The 13143-nt window shown below is 59.9% G+C and carries 15 protein-coding genes; 3 read left to right on the plus strand and 12 right to left on the minus strand.

The annotated features are described in order from the left end of the window. From MNODULE_RS02085 to MNODULE_RS02095, 3 genes are all read right to left on the minus strand, one after another. On the minus strand, positions 1–333 hold the full coding sequence (locus tag MNODULE_RS02085; protein ID WP_168057833.1) for a P-II family nitrogen regulator: 333 nt from the start codon (positions 331–333) through the stop codon (positions 1–3). Between the two features lie 16 nt (positions 334–349). Further along, entirely contained in the window at positions 350–1495 is a 1146-nt protein-coding gene (locus MNODULE_RS02090; RefSeq protein ID WP_238339179.1) for a molybdopterin-dependent oxidoreductase, read from the minus strand. Positions 1496–1685: 190 nt separating this feature from the next. Continuing rightward, complete coding sequence (locus tag MNODULE_RS02095) at positions 1686–2099, minus strand: hypothetical protein (protein WP_168057835.1); 414 nt, start codon at positions 2097–2099, stop codon at positions 1686–1688. Positions 2100–2163: 64 nt separating this feature from the next. Here MNODULE_RS02095 and MNODULE_RS02100 point away from each other — a divergent pair, with 64 nt between their 5' ends. Continuing rightward, positions 2164–4062 (plus strand): YCF48-related protein, encoded by a 1899-nt coding sequence (locus MNODULE_RS02100; protein WP_168057836.1) that lies wholly within the window; start codon positions 2164–2166, stop codon positions 4060–4062. Positions 4063–4073: 11 nt separating this feature from the next. After that, entirely contained in the window at positions 4074–4784 is a 711-nt protein-coding gene (locus tag MNODULE_RS02105; RefSeq protein WP_168057837.1) for a UbiA prenyltransferase family protein, read from the plus strand. 23 nt (positions 4785–4807) lie between these two features. Here the strand turns inward: MNODULE_RS02105 and MNODULE_RS02110 are convergent, their stop codons facing one another. From MNODULE_RS02110 to MNODULE_RS02135, 6 genes are all read right to left on the minus strand, one after another. After that, positions 4808–5737, minus strand: coding sequence for a hypothetical protein (locus MNODULE_RS02110; protein WP_168057838.1), 930 nt, complete (start codon positions 5735–5737; stop codon positions 4808–4810). A 161-nt stretch (positions 5738–5898) separates the two neighbouring features. Continuing rightward, positions 5899–6660, minus strand: a complete 762-nt coding sequence (pyrF, locus tag MNODULE_RS02115) for an orotidine-5'-phosphate decarboxylase (RefSeq protein WP_168057839.1) — start codon at positions 6658–6660, stop codon at positions 5899–5901. A gap of 164 nt (positions 6661–6824) precedes the next feature. Then, on the minus strand, positions 6825–7538 hold the full coding sequence (locus tag MNODULE_RS02120) for a hypothetical protein (protein WP_168057840.1): 714 nt from the start codon (positions 7536–7538) through the stop codon (positions 6825–6827). Between the two features lie 63 nt (positions 7539–7601). Next, on the minus strand, positions 7602–7934 hold the full coding sequence (locus tag MNODULE_RS02125; protein WP_168057841.1) for a DUF5615 family PIN-like protein: 333 nt from the start codon (positions 7932–7934) through the stop codon (positions 7602–7604). Beyond that, positions 7931–8158, minus strand: coding sequence for a DUF433 domain-containing protein (locus MNODULE_RS25365; RefSeq protein WP_168057842.1), 228 nt, complete (start codon positions 8156–8158; stop codon positions 7931–7933). The genes MNODULE_RS02125 and MNODULE_RS25365 overlap by 4 nt, the downstream gene beginning before the upstream one ends. A 328-nt stretch (positions 8159–8486) precedes the next feature. After that, positions 8487–10475, minus strand: a complete 1989-nt coding sequence (locus tag MNODULE_RS02135) for a S8 family serine peptidase (RefSeq protein WP_168057843.1) — start codon at positions 10473–10475, stop codon at positions 8487–8489. Between the two features lie 126 nt (positions 10476–10601). Here MNODULE_RS02135 and MNODULE_RS02140 point away from each other — a divergent pair, with 126 nt between their 5' ends. Next, positions 10602–11102, plus strand: a complete 501-nt coding sequence (locus MNODULE_RS02140) for a hypothetical protein (protein WP_168057844.1) — start codon at positions 10602–10604, stop codon at positions 11100–11102. Positions 11103–11163: 61 nt separating this feature from the next. Here the strand turns inward: MNODULE_RS02140 and MNODULE_RS02145 are convergent, their stop codons facing one another. The 3 genes from MNODULE_RS02145 to MNODULE_RS02155 form a co-directional block, all read right to left on the minus strand. Next, entirely contained in the window at positions 11164–11868 is a 705-nt protein-coding gene (locus tag MNODULE_RS02145; protein WP_168057845.1) for a class I SAM-dependent methyltransferase, read from the minus strand. A 3-nt stretch (positions 11869–11871) separates the two neighbouring features. Further along, positions 11872–12438, minus strand: a complete 567-nt coding sequence (pyrE, locus tag MNODULE_RS02150) for an orotate phosphoribosyltransferase (RefSeq protein ID WP_168057846.1) — start codon at positions 12436–12438, stop codon at positions 11872–11874. Between the two features lie 159 nt (positions 12439–12597). Beyond that, entirely contained in the window at positions 12598–13083 is a 486-nt protein-coding gene (locus MNODULE_RS02155; protein ID WP_168057847.1) for a DUF2231 domain-containing protein, read from the minus strand. Positions 13084–13143 lie beyond the last annotated feature (60 nt).

A 13143-nucleotide genomic window follows, 5' to 3' on the forward strand; every position in this document is an offset into this window, starting at 1 on the left:
TCACTCCGACACCGACTCCGTCTCTTTTGTCCCTGTCCGGATGGTGTAGCTCTCCGAGACCTCCTGGACGAAGATCTTCCCGTCGCCCGGGTGCCCCGTCCCGGCCCCCTGCTCGATGGCGGCGATCGCCCGGGGATACTCCTCCTCGCCGACGATGAGCAGGAGCATCGACTTGGAGAGGATGTCGTAATGAACCGGCCCCACCTGGATCCCGCGTTGCTTCCCGCGCCCGAGCACCGGCATCTTCGTGACGGCAAAAAGTCCGGCCGCCTCCAGACGGCCCAGGACCGCCTCTTCCCGCTCGGGGCGGATGATCGCGCGAATCAGCTTCATTTTCTTTCACCCTCCATCAGATCGCCTCTTCCCCCCGCTCGTCGGTGCTGATCCGGACGGCGTCGTCGATGTCGACGATGAAGATCTTGCCGTCGCCGTAGGCCCCCTTTCCGGTCCGGTTCGCTTTCATTAAGGCGGCGATCACCGCCGGAACGCGGCCGGCGTCGATCATGATCGAGAAATATTGTTTCGGCATAAACTTGATTGCGACCGGCTCCCCTTTTTCCGACTGAAATCGAAGCCCCCGCTGGCGGCTCCGGCCGAGGACCGTCGTGGTCGTATACCCGTAGATGCCGGCCGCTTCCAGCGCCTGGCGGGTCGCCAGCTGCTTGCCGGGGCGAACGAAGGCGATCACCTCTTTTAATGTCGCCTGCCGCGGCGGCTGTTTCTTTTTGAGGACCGAATCGACCCGGCCGTGCACCGGCGGTTCCGGAGGCGAGATCGCGGCCGGGGGGGTGGAGAGTGGCGCGATCTCGCTCCGTACCGGAGGGGGATCTCCGGATTTACCCGCCGGGGGGACAATTTGATATTGGCCCCGCCATTTTTCGTTCAGCTGGCCGGTCGGGCTCTGGGCAAGCAGCCGCTTGATCCCGACCGGGTCGTGCCGGAAGGCATGGATCGAATGGACCCATTTGACGCTTTTATACCCCTGGAGAAAGGGGACGACCAATCGGAGCGGCCCGCCGTGGACCTCGGGGAGGGGCGACCCGTTTAATCCATATGCCAGCAGAACGCGCGGATCGCGGGCTTCATCGCGCGAGAGCCCTTCGAAGAAGACCCGGTCGCGCGAGTAAAAAGCGAAGTAGCCGTCGGGGTGGGTGTCGATCTTGAAGGAGTCGAGCAGATCGACAAGGCGGATTCCCTCCCACTCGACCTCCTCGACCCAGTTGAAGATCTGGCAGATGAACGGCACCTTCAGCTTCACGCGGGGAAGCTCGTGCAGCATCGGCCAGGAAATCAAACGCGGATGTTGTTCCAGGCCGGCGAGGTCGAGCGTTACCTCTTCCAGCGCGAGGGAGGGGGGGATCGGATAGAGGGAGAGGATCGGAAGCGGCATTGCATCAAAATCGATCCGGAAAAACTTGTCGGCAAATTTCGGTGGAAGGATTCCTTCCCGCATGGAAACCCCTTTAAAAACGGAAAGGCGCCTGGAGAGATTCATCCAGGCGCCCTTGCCCGCAGACGTCGTTATCGTTGACCGAATATAGAGCAACAACCATGCCGGGGGGAGGGACCGGTCGGATCGGTTGATTTTTCGTGTGATTTAGGTCGGCCTGGGAATCGAATGGAAAGAAGCGGCGGTCGGCCGGCCGACATTTTTGTATCGCTTCCGACGAGAAGGGCCGGTCGGTCTACTTCAATGATTGGATCTGCTGGCGCAACTGCTTGGCGCGGAAGGAGGCCTTGCGGGAGGCGTCGAGGGCGGGATCTGTTTTCTCCGCCTCCCCCAGCCGGACCGCTTCTTTCGCCTTGTTCAGGGTCGCATTGATCGAGGTGAGGAGCGTTTCTTTTTTTTCTTTGATCTTCGGAGAGGGGCTCGACTCCACCTCCTGGATCAACGCTTCGCTCCGCCGGATCATCTCCTGGCCGTAACTGACGATCTCATGGTGGTGCCCTTCGCTGCCGTGGGTGATCATATCGAGAGAGAGGCGATAAATCTCGTTGGTGAGCTGGCGGACCGATCGAAGCGATTCCTCCTCGGCCCGCGCGGGGGCGTCGATCAGAAGCAAGATCAATACAATGGGGATTAGAAGGCGGCTTTGCATTTCTCTCCTGAATGTTGTAAATAGATAACACAAAAAAAGAAGGAGGGTCAAGATTCTGTACCGGATGATCAAGAAAAGTCTATTCTTTTACACGGCTTTGGCCGGTTTTCTCCTCCCGATTTTCGCCGGGACGGTCGCGGCGGCGGAGGGGGGGTGGTCGGTTCAGCAAGGGGAGGTGACGTCGAACGGGCTTTGGGCGGTCCATTTCGTCTCGGCGAGCGAGGGATGGGCCGGGGGGGGAGATGGAACGATCCTCCACACCGCCGACGGCGGCGCGAGCTGGCGGGCGCAATACAAAGAGAAAGGGGAGCGGTTCTTCTCGCTTCATTTTGCCGATCGGCGCCACGGCTGGGCGATCAGCTGGACCGGCAAGATCCTCCATACGGCCGACGGCGGCCGAAGCTGGGAGGAGCAGCGGAATCCGGAGCGGGTCTGGCTCTGGGATGTTTACTTTACCGATCGATCAAACGGCTGGATCGTCGGCGACAAAGGGGTGATTCTCCGTACCGCGGACGGCGGCCGGCGTTGGGAGGTTCAAAAAAGCGGGCAGACCGGTCCGGTTCTGGAGGTCTTCTTCATCGATCCGCAGCAGGGATGGGCCTCCGGGTGGAACGGGATGATCCTCCACACTCAGGACGGCGGAAATCAATGGACGGCGCAGAAGAGCGGGACGACCGCCGCGCTGGAGGCGATCTTCTTCATCGACCCGCTCCGGGGCTGGGCGGTCGGCCGACAGGGGACGATCCTCGGGACGACCGACGGGGGAAAGCGTTGGGAGCCGCAGCAAAGCGGCACGGAGCATCTTCTCATCGGCGTGCAATTCGCTTCTCCCCAGATCGGCTGGGCCGCCGGCGGATCCGGAACGATGCTGAAAACGGAAAACGGCGGGGCGACCTGGGAGAAGGTCGATGCCGCGGTGAACAAAACGTTCGAAGGGCTCTCGTTCGGCGACGACCGCCACGGCTGGGCGGTCGGATGGGGGGGGGTGATCGTCCACACCCGCGACGGCGGCAAACGCTGGGAGACGCAGAACAACGGCTTCACCGACCGGTTCTTTCGGGTCCACTTTGTTGATGAGCGGCACGGTTGGATCGCCGGGGAGACCGGCACCATCCTCCACAGCAACGACGGCGGCCGGAGCTGGAGGTATCAAGACAGCGGAACGGAAGAGTGGGTCTTGTCGGTTCATTTTACCTCGCCGCGGGAGGGGTGGGCGGTCGGCGGCAAGGGGCTTCTCCTCCACACGATCGACGGGGGAAAACGTTGGGAGCGCCGGCAGAAGCTGACCGAGGCGAGCCTGGAAGGGGTTTTCTTCCTGACCCCCAAGATCGGATGGGTGGTCGGCGAGACGGGGTTGATCTTCAAAACAGTCGACGGCGGCAACCGATGGGATTTTCAGCTCAGCGATACCACCGCCGGTCTCTCCGACATCGTTTTCCTCAACGAGCGGAAAGGATGGATCGTCGGCACCGGGGGGACCCTGCTTCAGACGGAAGACGGCGGCGCGACATGGACCCCGTTCCGGCTTCCGACGAAGGCAACCTTCACCCGAATCCTCTTTCGTCCGCCGAACCGGGGATGGGTGGTCGGGTCGGAGGGGACCCTCTTGATGACCGAGGACGGCGGAAAAAGCTGGGGGCCGATCGACACCGGAACGAAGATGCCGCTTTGGGACCTCTCGATGCAGGGGCCGGAGGGATGGATGGTCGGCGATCTCGGAATGATCCTCTATACAAAGGACGGCGGAAAATCGTGGGCGGAGCGCGACAGCGGGGTGACGCAGCGGCTGAACAGCATCTACTTTACCTCTCCCGCCCGGGGGTGGGCCGTCGGCAAGGGGGGGCTGATTCTCCAATACGGCGGTCCGGCGACCCCGCCGGTGCAACAGGCGCCCGCCCAAGCCCCCTCCCGGACGAGCGATCGAACTTCCGAACGGTCGATACCGAGTAAGCGACCCCACTAATCGAGGATGGCATGGACCCGGCTCCCGATCGCCGCTCCGAATGGTTCGTTCCGAAATCCGGTCCGCTGAAGCTCCGGATCTGGATCGGCCTCCTCTTTCTCCCCTATACCGGAATGGTCCTCGCCTTCACCGTGATCGGCGGGATGTTGGCCGAAACCATTTTCTGGGAGCGGGTCGGGGCGGCTGTCCTGATCTACTTCCTCGGCCTCGGGATCGCGGCGCATGCCCTCGATGCGATCGGCGGCAAAGGACCCAAGCCGTGGGGGGCGCATTTTTCCAAGCGACAGCTCTGGACCCTCGCGATCGGCGCCTTGGTCCCGGCGTACGCCCTCGGCTTCTACTATATCCTCTTCAAGACCCCCCAACTGGCGGTGATCGCCCTTCTGGAGGGGTTTTTCCTCTTCGCCTACAATCTGGAGCTCTTTGACGGAAAATTTCACACCGACGGCTGGTTCGCCTTTTCCTGGGGGGTCTTGCCGGTTCTCGCCGGTTACGTCGTTCAGACCAACCAGCTCTCCCCTCCCGCCCTGATCGTGGCCGGCGCGATGGGGCTCTTGAGCCTGGTGGAGATCAACGCCTCCCGCCCTTACAAAGAGCTCAAGCGATCGGGCCGCCTCGATCCTGCCAATCATCAGGTCCGCTACGAAGCGATCCTTAAATGTGTGAGCTTGGGGGTGATGCTGCTGGCCGCCGGGATGGTGACCTGGCGGCTGGCGGGGTGAGGCCGGCTGCGGGGCCTTCGAGATTAGTGACCGCTCAGACGGCTCGGCGCCCGACGCGGCGTGGCGTTGAGCGACTCCGAGCCGACCGCCCTGGAAGCGCGGTCGGTCGCGACGTCTACCTTGTCATCGGCATTGAGTTTCTGAAAGTTGAAGATGAAGAGATCGGACCAGTCGCCGAACTTCCCTCGCCGAATCTTATGGTAAGCGTTCTCCCCGTCTCCAAAAGAGAGATCCTGCCCATCGGCCGACATCGCTACAAGAAGGTGTCGTCTATTTCTAATACGTCGAGCCAGTTGTCCGCTGTAGCAGGTGTCGACCGCCACGCCGATATGGTCGGCTTGAATGGCGTTGATCCACTTCCCGAGCTGCTCGAACGAAATGAACTCGCTTGGGTTACTGTCTTCATCGGCCAACACAACGCGACCGTTGCGACGGAACTCCTCCGCCGCATTGCCGTGACCGTGAATGTAGACAAACACTTCATCATGACCCTCGGCCCGGACGCGATCAAAAAACGCTTTGACGTTTGCAAGCGTGTTGAGAGCATCGAGAACAACGCTGCCGTCCACCACTTCCAAGTCGCCGTCTCGGAGCTTTTTCCCGTCGGCACGCGCGTTGGCGCCGCGCCGGTTCAGCAGCGACTCTTTGACGTTTCTCTCGACCGGTCCCCGATCGAAGAAAGGAGAGAGGTAGGTGATTTCGTCATGACCAAAGAAAAAACTGGCGGTCAGACGGAGGTACATCAGGTCCGTATGCTGGGTGATAATATTTTCGCTGAAGACGACGGCGCTCCCTTTGGTCGCGGCAATCGCGCGGCCGCCGCAATGGAGCACGAGCGCGGCCCGCTTTTCGAGGCCGATCTCTTCGGGGGTGTCCGGCGGAAATTCTTCGTCCGGAATCGGGCCGCCGTACGGCGGCTCTTTTCGTTTACGCCGCTTCGAAAGCTTTTTCATTGTTTTCTCCTCGGTCAGGCGTGTTCCGTTTATGCCTAATTGCCGCCGTCGGTGAGGGAAAAGCGGTCGCTCAGTTGGGGGAAGGCGTTTCGGTATTGAGCCATATTTTGCCTCCCGCGGCGGCTTGCTGTTGTCGTGATCGGGAGGAGTGGTTGAAATCTTTAAAGGGCGGTCATTTCTCTTCGCGCGGCGGCGATCTCTTCGGCGATCTTCTCGGCCCTGCTCGCCGCTTCGGCGGGGTCTTTTGCGGCGGAAATCGGTCTGCCGACCACAATATAATCCGCTCCATTTCTAATCGCATTTCCCGGAGTCATGATTCTTTTTTGATCGTCTTTCTTGATCTCGGCCCATACAGGGCGGATGCCCGGCGTGACAACGATGAAATCCCGGCCCAGTTTCTCTTTGACCGCTCCGGCTTCATGTCCGGAGCAAACGACCCCGTCGCAACCGGCCGTTTTCGCGATTTGAGCCAACTCCAATACCCTTTGGAGCGGTGTGATCTTCGAATTTTCCTGGTTGACGCTCGTCAACACCGTCACGCCGAGGATCTTCGTTCCTTTTGTCTTGAATTTTTTGACGGCCTCTCCCACAAGGGCCTCGCCTTCGTACGTGTGGACGGTGATAAACTCAACCCCTCTTGTTTTAGACGTGATGACGGAAGCCATGCCGCCGACCTGTTGCGGGATATCTTCGACCGACCGGCTCGAATATTTAATATCCAAAAAAAACTTGGCGGAGACCCCTTCGATCCCTTCTATTTTGGCCAAGACATTCAGGCCCTCGCTTAAAAGCAGCGTCCACCCGATCTTAAATAAACCGACCTTATCTTTTAAGGCTTCTATGAAGGGGCGCGCTTCTTCGAACGAGGGGTAGTCCAGCGCGAAAATAATTCTTTGGTGGGGCAGGAGGGTGCTCTCTTTCAACCTAAACTCGCATAAGCCGGATTCAGTTTTAGGGCCATATTATATAGACGCGTTCGATCAAGTCAATATGTATTTAGAGGATGCGCAGAGGGATCGCTCGAGTTTTTAGAGAGGCTCTGGCGGCGAGAAAGAGAGTGCAACAATTTTCTTTTACGCGTGATCCTCTATCGTTCTTCTGCAATATTGAGGCTCGGAACCGGTGAGGGGTCCGCTTTTTCGGAGTTCCGCCAAAGCCATCCGCAGGCGGTGACCACCATTAGGTCGAGGACGATGTAGAGAACAGTAACCCCCGCGGGCGGGTTCGCCGAGCTGATGGAAAGATACGGCACCTCCGGCAGCCAATACCAGTTGCCGATCGCCGTGCCGACCCACTCCAGCAGGATCGTGTAGACGGCGCAGGAGGAGAGAAGAAGGGGGTTCTCCGATTTCAGGAAGAGGACGAACGCCACCCCCCACCAGAGCAGCCCCCACGTGTCGTTCAAGAAGAGAAAGCTGGAGGCGGCGTAAACCGTTCCCAAAATGAGGACGGTCCGGGTGATGGCGGCGGCATGTTTTTGGAGGCTTCGCTCGCGGGCAGTCACCACCGCCAACGCGTAGAAGACGGCATGGCCGGGCGGGACGTAGAGCGGGATGAGGGTGTGTTTGTAATCGTAGAGGCCCCACCCGATCGACAGGACCACTTCACCGGTCGTGGCGATCGCGATGGTGGTGAGGATCTGGCGCGGATCGAGCTCGGCAATTCGCACGAAGAACCAGAGAAAGATCGCCGTCGCCAGACCCAGGCCGACTTGCGCGACCACGCCGGGTCGTTCGAGCAGGAGCACCGCCGTCATGAAGGCGAGGGCGGTTGAGACGAGAAGGAGCCAGCGAGATTTCATGGGTGGGTTCATGACCTCAAAAGGAAAGGACTTTATGTCATCTAAACTGAACGCCGGCGCGCGTTAATCTAAGACCAGAAAAGCGCTCTTTACGTCTTGCTCGAACCAAAGCAGATCCGCATGATGCGCCCGCAAAATCGCTTCGATGTCCGATGTCGAACAGTTCCCGCGCCGCACCCAAATCACTTTCGGAGGAGAGCCGAAGAGAAAACTTCGCTGATGAAAATCGGCATCTTTCGAGACGATGGACAGGCCGTGGCGGGCGGCATACTCCCAGACGACTTCGTCCAAGACATTGTGCAAACCAACATCCCGAACGTGAACGGAATCAGGGTAAAGATCGATAAGCGCCTTTACCAATCGGGGGGAAAGGTTCTGATCGAAGAGAAGCTTCACTTTGTCTGGATCGAGACTAGCCTGCGCTCCCGGTCTGCGGCAAACGCAAGGGAGGCCCGAATATCCTCACGTGTAAGATCGGGAAAGTCTCTGAGAATCTCATCTTCCGACATACCGGAAGCAAGATAGTCGAGCACGTCAGAGACGGTGATACGCAATCCACGGATGCACGGTTTTCCGCCGCGCTTGCCAGGCTCTATTGTAATGATGTGTTGGTAATCCATGCTTTCAGCCTAGCCGTTCTTCCTCAGAAAATCAAGATAGACTTTATCGAAGAAATAAGCCCCCCAATGAGTAGAAGCACGGCATGGCCCGGCGGGATGAGGGTGTGTTTGTAGTCGAATAAAGAGGAACAGACACCATTAATTGATTTCACAGCACCTTAAAAATGGTCCCTCTTTTATGTTCTTTTACAATCGACTTTAAAATCCATGAATCGATATAAGTCAACAAAATAAATCTGTCCCCTTTTTATAATATCAGGCAGTCCCTCGGCACTGCGGTTTGATCCTTCTCTTTCGTCAATGCCAAGGGACTGCACTCTTCACCCAATCAAAGCGTCATTTCAAGCGTAAAGCTCCGGATCTTCCCGGTGTCGACGCGGGCCTTGTCCTCCACAATAAGCGTCCAGGTTCCCTTCGGGCTCTTCCCTTTCAGCGCAACGAGGCCGGGCGCATTGATCTCGTCATAGGTCTTCTTGAGATTGTCGGTCGCGCCCCCCTCCCGGTTGTGAAGGCGGATGGCGGAGACGCCGGTCGCCGTCGGCGGTTTGATGCTGACGATCAGATCGCCGATGTAGGTGTGCTCGATGTCGACCGTCACTTTGATCTTTTTCAAAGAGCCGGTGTCGGCGACCGGCAGGTCGAGCCGGGCGGTCTGCAGATCCCGGATCGGGACGTCGCGCACCACCGTCCGGATGGCGACCGTGTCGGGCTGCGCCGGCACCGCCAGCTCCACCGCCTTTTTGGCGTTGACCCGCCCGTAGCCGTAGAGGTGGCTGTGGCCGTTCGCATCGTACTTCCCGCCGGAAGTGTCGATCCGATCGCACGAGCGCTTGATCACATCCTTCACCTCGTCCCAGCGGAGGTTCGGGTTGCGCGCGAGGATCAGCGCGGCCACGCCGGCGACCCCGGGACAGGAGCTGGAGGTCCCTCCGAATTCGTCGGTATAGTGGCCCGCGGCGTCGCCGAGGCTGGCGCTTCCGAAGTTGTAGCCGAGCGGTCCGGAGCGGTCGGTCGTCCAGATGCCGGGGGTGAGCGACGGGAAGACATTGCTGCTCGGAAAGGCGCACCAGACGGCGGGACCGAAATCGCTATACGGCGCTTTCTTCCCCTTGTCGTTGCAGGCGGCGACGGCGATGACTTTCTCGTAGCTGGCATAGCCGTCGTTGTTGACGCTCTCGTTGCCGTTGCCGGCGGCGAAGCAGATGACGCACCCCTTTCCGTTTCGGCCGTTCTTAATTGCGAAATCCATCGCCAGGCGGGTGCTGTCGGGAAGCGGCACGACCTGATGGTGGCGCGGATCGTTCGGATTGGTGAAATCGCCGTCGGGCGGCCCCCAGCTGCACGAGATCACGTCGGCGCCGTTCTGCGCCGCCCAGACGAAGGCGTCGGCCTCCGCCTGCGAGCCGAGATTGGAGGCGAAGCGGATCGGCATCAACCGCGCCCGCGGCGCGACCCCCGAGGCGCCGAAATTCCCGTCTGCGCACGCCACCCCGGCGCAGGCGGTCCCGTGATTGTCGCCGTTGCCGGGCCGCGGGTCGTTCGTCTTTCGGGTCACGTCGCGGGGGGCGACGATCTTGGCCGAGGAGCGGAACTCCTGATGATCGAGATCGACCCCGTCGTCGATGACCGCGATGATCGCTCCGGTCCCGTCGCTCAACGGCCAGGCCGCTTCGACATTGGCGTGCTGATCGATGGTTTGGCCGCCGACGCTCGTCTTCTTCAAATGCCATTGCTGCGGGAAGGCGGCGCGCTGGCGCGCCTCGCGAATCAGCTCGGGATGGCAGAATTGAACGGCCGGCTCTTTCAACAGCGCCTCGGCGATGTCGAAGATCTTGAGCCCGGTCCCTTCGGGGGCGGCGACGAAATAGGCGTTGCGGGCATATTCGAGGACCCGCTTGATCTCCAGGCGGTGTTTTTTAATGATCTTCCGGCAGGCGGTGGCGCTCTCGTCGCCGTCGAACTTGACGAAGAAGTTTTCGGTATAAATGACCGGCCGACCGCTCTTCGGATCGACGAGGACCCGGCCGGCGAATTCGACCTGGGGCTCGCGCTTCAGGACTTGGCGGGCGCGGTCGCGCAGGCTCTTGGCACGTCGCGTCGGCTTCGCGCGAAGAACATCGACCCCCGCCTCACGAAAGCGGGCCGCCAGGTCGAAGTTGCCGAGCAAGGCGCGGGCCTCCGGTGAAACAGGGGCCACCTCGAAGGGTCTTGCGGCGAGCACCGGGGCGCGGTTGGTCGTGCGAACCACGAGATGCTCGTTGCTGGTTGTGAGGGAGTAGCGTTTTCCGGTCTTGCCACCATATCGGAACGAGAACATCGATGGACCTCCTTGTCGTCTGAGTTGTCTTTTGATTGCGCGGCGCGTATCCTCTATACTAAACCGATCAGGCCTCCAAATTCAAAATAGGTGTTGGGCGTATTCTTCTTTGTTGCAGGTGTCGAGATGGCGTCGGAGAAAAATCCCCTTTCCAAATTCCCCCAAGAGGTTCGAAGCGGCATACAACCGTCCTCTCCGGTCTATACCCGCTTGCCCGACCGCTACGCCGTCCACGGCCCCCGGCCGCCTTCCAAAGACGCCCTCCTCTCGATGGGCGAAGGAGAAGACCGGATCGAGATATTCCGCGGGGAAGCGGAGCAGCAGAAAAACGCCCCCGGCCAAGTCGGGCCGGTCTACACGCTGCAGCCGGGCGGCACGCCCGCCGTCCCGTCGGGACGCGTCTTCATCCGCTTCAAAGAAGGGGTGCCGGTTGAAAGGCGCCTCCGGGAAATCGAGCAGGCCGGTTACGAGGTCGTGCAGCGCCTCGACTATGCGCCGCACGCGGCCTGGCTGCGGGCCCGTTCGGGAGAGATCGCCGACGCCTTGACCCGCATCCCCGCCCTGGAACAGATCGCCGATGTTGAAAATGTCGAGCCGCAAATGTTGATGCAACGAGCCAACCGCTAGATATTATCGAAATGCATTAGGGGGGGTCAATTAGAAAAGGATGTCCGCATAGAATGAAGGCTTATTGTTGCTTCTTTGCGGTGACGAGTGCCGATCCCTGCATTGTCAAAGATTCAACTTGAATCGCTTCGAACCCTTCCCGCCGCATCGCGGCGGTCAGCTCTTCAATCCATCGCGTTTTTCGGATGACGACCGGCAGTTCATACAAGGTCTCTTTCCACTCCGGCCAGCGCCAGCCGCCGATCGGGGGGAGGAGTTTGAAGTAGGCTTCGAAAGTCCATTGCAGGAATCGATTCGTCGGGTAGGTGAAGTCGTGGAAGACGAGGACGCCGCCGGGGGCGATCATTCGGGAGAGATTCGACATCAGAAGATCGAGGTCGGCGTATTTGGGAAGGTAGGAGGTCACGCAGGCGTCGAATCGGTCGTCGGAGACGAACGCTTCGGCGGGGCTGTGGACGAAGGTGACATCGGCGCGGTTCGCTTCGGCTTTTTTCCGGGCGATGTCGAGATAGCCCTCCGTCAGATCGACCCCGACGATCTGCGCATTTGGGAATTTTTGGGCGACGGCGAAGCTGAGAATGCCGGTGCCGCAGGCGAGATCGAGGATCTTTCGGGAGGAGGGAGGAATTTTGGAGATGATTTTTTTCTTCCAGAGCCGGTCGATCCGGAAGGTCGTATGATCGACCACCTGATCGTAACTCGCCCCGGTCTTCTCGAAGAACTGTTCCGCCCAGGCGCGCTTTTCTTCCAGGCTCGGCGTGGCCAATGGTTAGCCCTTTAAGAGATCTTCCACGGTATAGAGCGCTTCCACCTCAAAACCGAGACGCTCCAGATGCTCGCGTCCCCCCTCTTTCCGATCGACCAGCGCGATCACCTTCACCACGTCGCAGCCGGCCTCTTGAAGGATCCGGATCGTCCGCTCGGTCGCCCGCCCGCTGGTGAGGACGTCGTCGACCACGACCACCTTGGTCTCCCGGCCGACCCTTCCCTCGATGAAGCCCTGGGTCCCGTACCCTTTCGACTCTTTCCGGATGATGAAGGCCGAGATGGGGGCGCCGCTTTCGTAGCTGAGGACCGCGACGGCGGTGGCGATCGGATCGGCGCCGAGGGTCATCCCGCCGATGGCGTCGATCTCCAGATCGGCGATCCGGTCGAGAATCATCAGCCCGACCCAGGTCGCCCCTTCGGCGTCGAGCGTCACCTTCTTGCAATCGATATAGAAGTGACTCTTCCTTCCGGAGGAGAGGACGAACGTCGGCTCGGCGCTGTAGACGAAAGAATCCCGAAGTTTTTTAAGAAGTTGCTGCCGTAAGGCGGCCCGTTCACGATCATTCATTGTTTTCCATCATACAGACAAGCCGGCCTGAAAGCAACTTGCTTTTGGGATCGGAGGGGAATCTAAAGGAAGAAGGCGGGGATTCTCACAGAGGGGGGACAAAGGACCGTCCGAAAGCAAACGGCCGGAGAAGGACCGCTCCTTCCCGGCCGGTTGACCTCACGCCACCCTTCGGAATCGCTCTTCGCCGGTGCGTCCTTTTTCTTCCACGCCGACGCCATGTTTGTAGACCAGCTCTCCCCCCAGCCATCCCTGCAGGCCGATCAAGAGAACGCCGACCAGGTTCAAGATCACCACCCCCCAGGGCTGCTGATTCGCCGCGATGACTCCCCAATCGCGAAGGAGAAGGTTGGCGAAATAAAGAATCGCCAGGGTGACCCCGATTCCCATATGGTATGTCGCGATCTGGCGGGCCTCGGTCTTGGGAGGGAGGGTGAGGTAGTCGAGAAAACCGGGGATGGCGGCGGCGACATTCCCGATCAATCCCCCCAGCATCGTCCAGTAGGCCATTCGAAACCAAAAGGGATCGCCGATCGACAAATAAACCAGATCGAAGACAAACGAAATGATGTAAAGGCCGATCGGAAAGACGACCAGCATCGGGTGGATCGGATGGCCCATGATTTTTGCGCGAGCCGGCTGCATAAGCGCCTCCTGAACAAAAGGGTTACTCTTTATAACGTAGCATCTGCGGCAGCGAAGGTT

Source organism: Candidatus Manganitrophus noduliformans (genome assembly GCF_012184425.1).
In the GTDB taxonomy this organism is placed as follows: Bacteria; Nitrospirota; Nitrospiria; order SBBL01; family Manganitrophaceae; genus Manganitrophus; species Manganitrophus noduliformans.

Coding starts and splice junctions, on each gene's coding strand:
- MNODULE_RS02095 (WP_168057835.1), bottom strand. CDS start 2,099: ATGCAAAGCCGCCTTCTAATCCCCATTGTATTGATCTTGCTTCTGATC.
- MNODULE_RS02135 (WP_168057843.1), bottom strand. CDS start 10,475: ATGTTCTCGTTCCGATATGGTGGCAAGACCGGAAAACGCTACTCCCTC.
- MNODULE_RS02100 (WP_168057836.1), top strand. CDS start 2,164: ATGATCAAGAAAAGTCTATTCTTTTACACGGCTTTGGCCGGTTTTCTC.
- MNODULE_RS02105 (WP_168057837.1), top strand. CDS start 4,074: ATGGACCCGGCTCCCGATCGCCGCTCCGAATGGTTCGTTCCGAAATCC.
- MNODULE_RS02110 (WP_168057838.1), bottom strand. CDS start 5,737: ATGAAAAAGCTTTCGAAGCGGCGTAAACGAAAAGAGCCGCCGTACGGC.
- MNODULE_RS02140 (WP_168057844.1), top strand. CDS start 10,602: ATGGCGTCGGAGAAAAATCCCCTTTCCAAATTCCCCCAAGAGGTTCGA.
- MNODULE_RS02120 (WP_168057840.1), bottom strand. CDS start 7,538: ATGAAATCTCGCTGGCTCCTTCTCGTCTCAACCGCCCTCGCCTTCATG.
- MNODULE_RS02155 (WP_168057847.1), bottom strand. CDS start 13,083: ATGCAGCCGGCTCGCGCAAAAATCATGGGCCATCCGATCCACCCGATG.
- pyrE (WP_168057846.1), bottom strand. CDS start 12,438: ATGAATGATCGTGAACGGGCCGCCTTACGGCAGCAACTTCTTAAAAAA.
- MNODULE_RS02085 (WP_168057833.1), bottom strand. CDS start 333: ATGAAGCTGATTCGCGCGATCATCCGCCCCGAGCGGGAAGAGGCGGTC.
- MNODULE_RS02090 (WP_238339179.1), bottom strand. CDS start 1,495: ATGAATCTCTCCAGGCGCCTTTCCGTTTTTAAAGGGGTTTCCATGCGG.
- MNODULE_RS25365 (WP_168057842.1), bottom strand. CDS start 8,158: ATGGATTACCAACACATCATTACAATAGAGCCTGGCAAGCGCGGCGGA.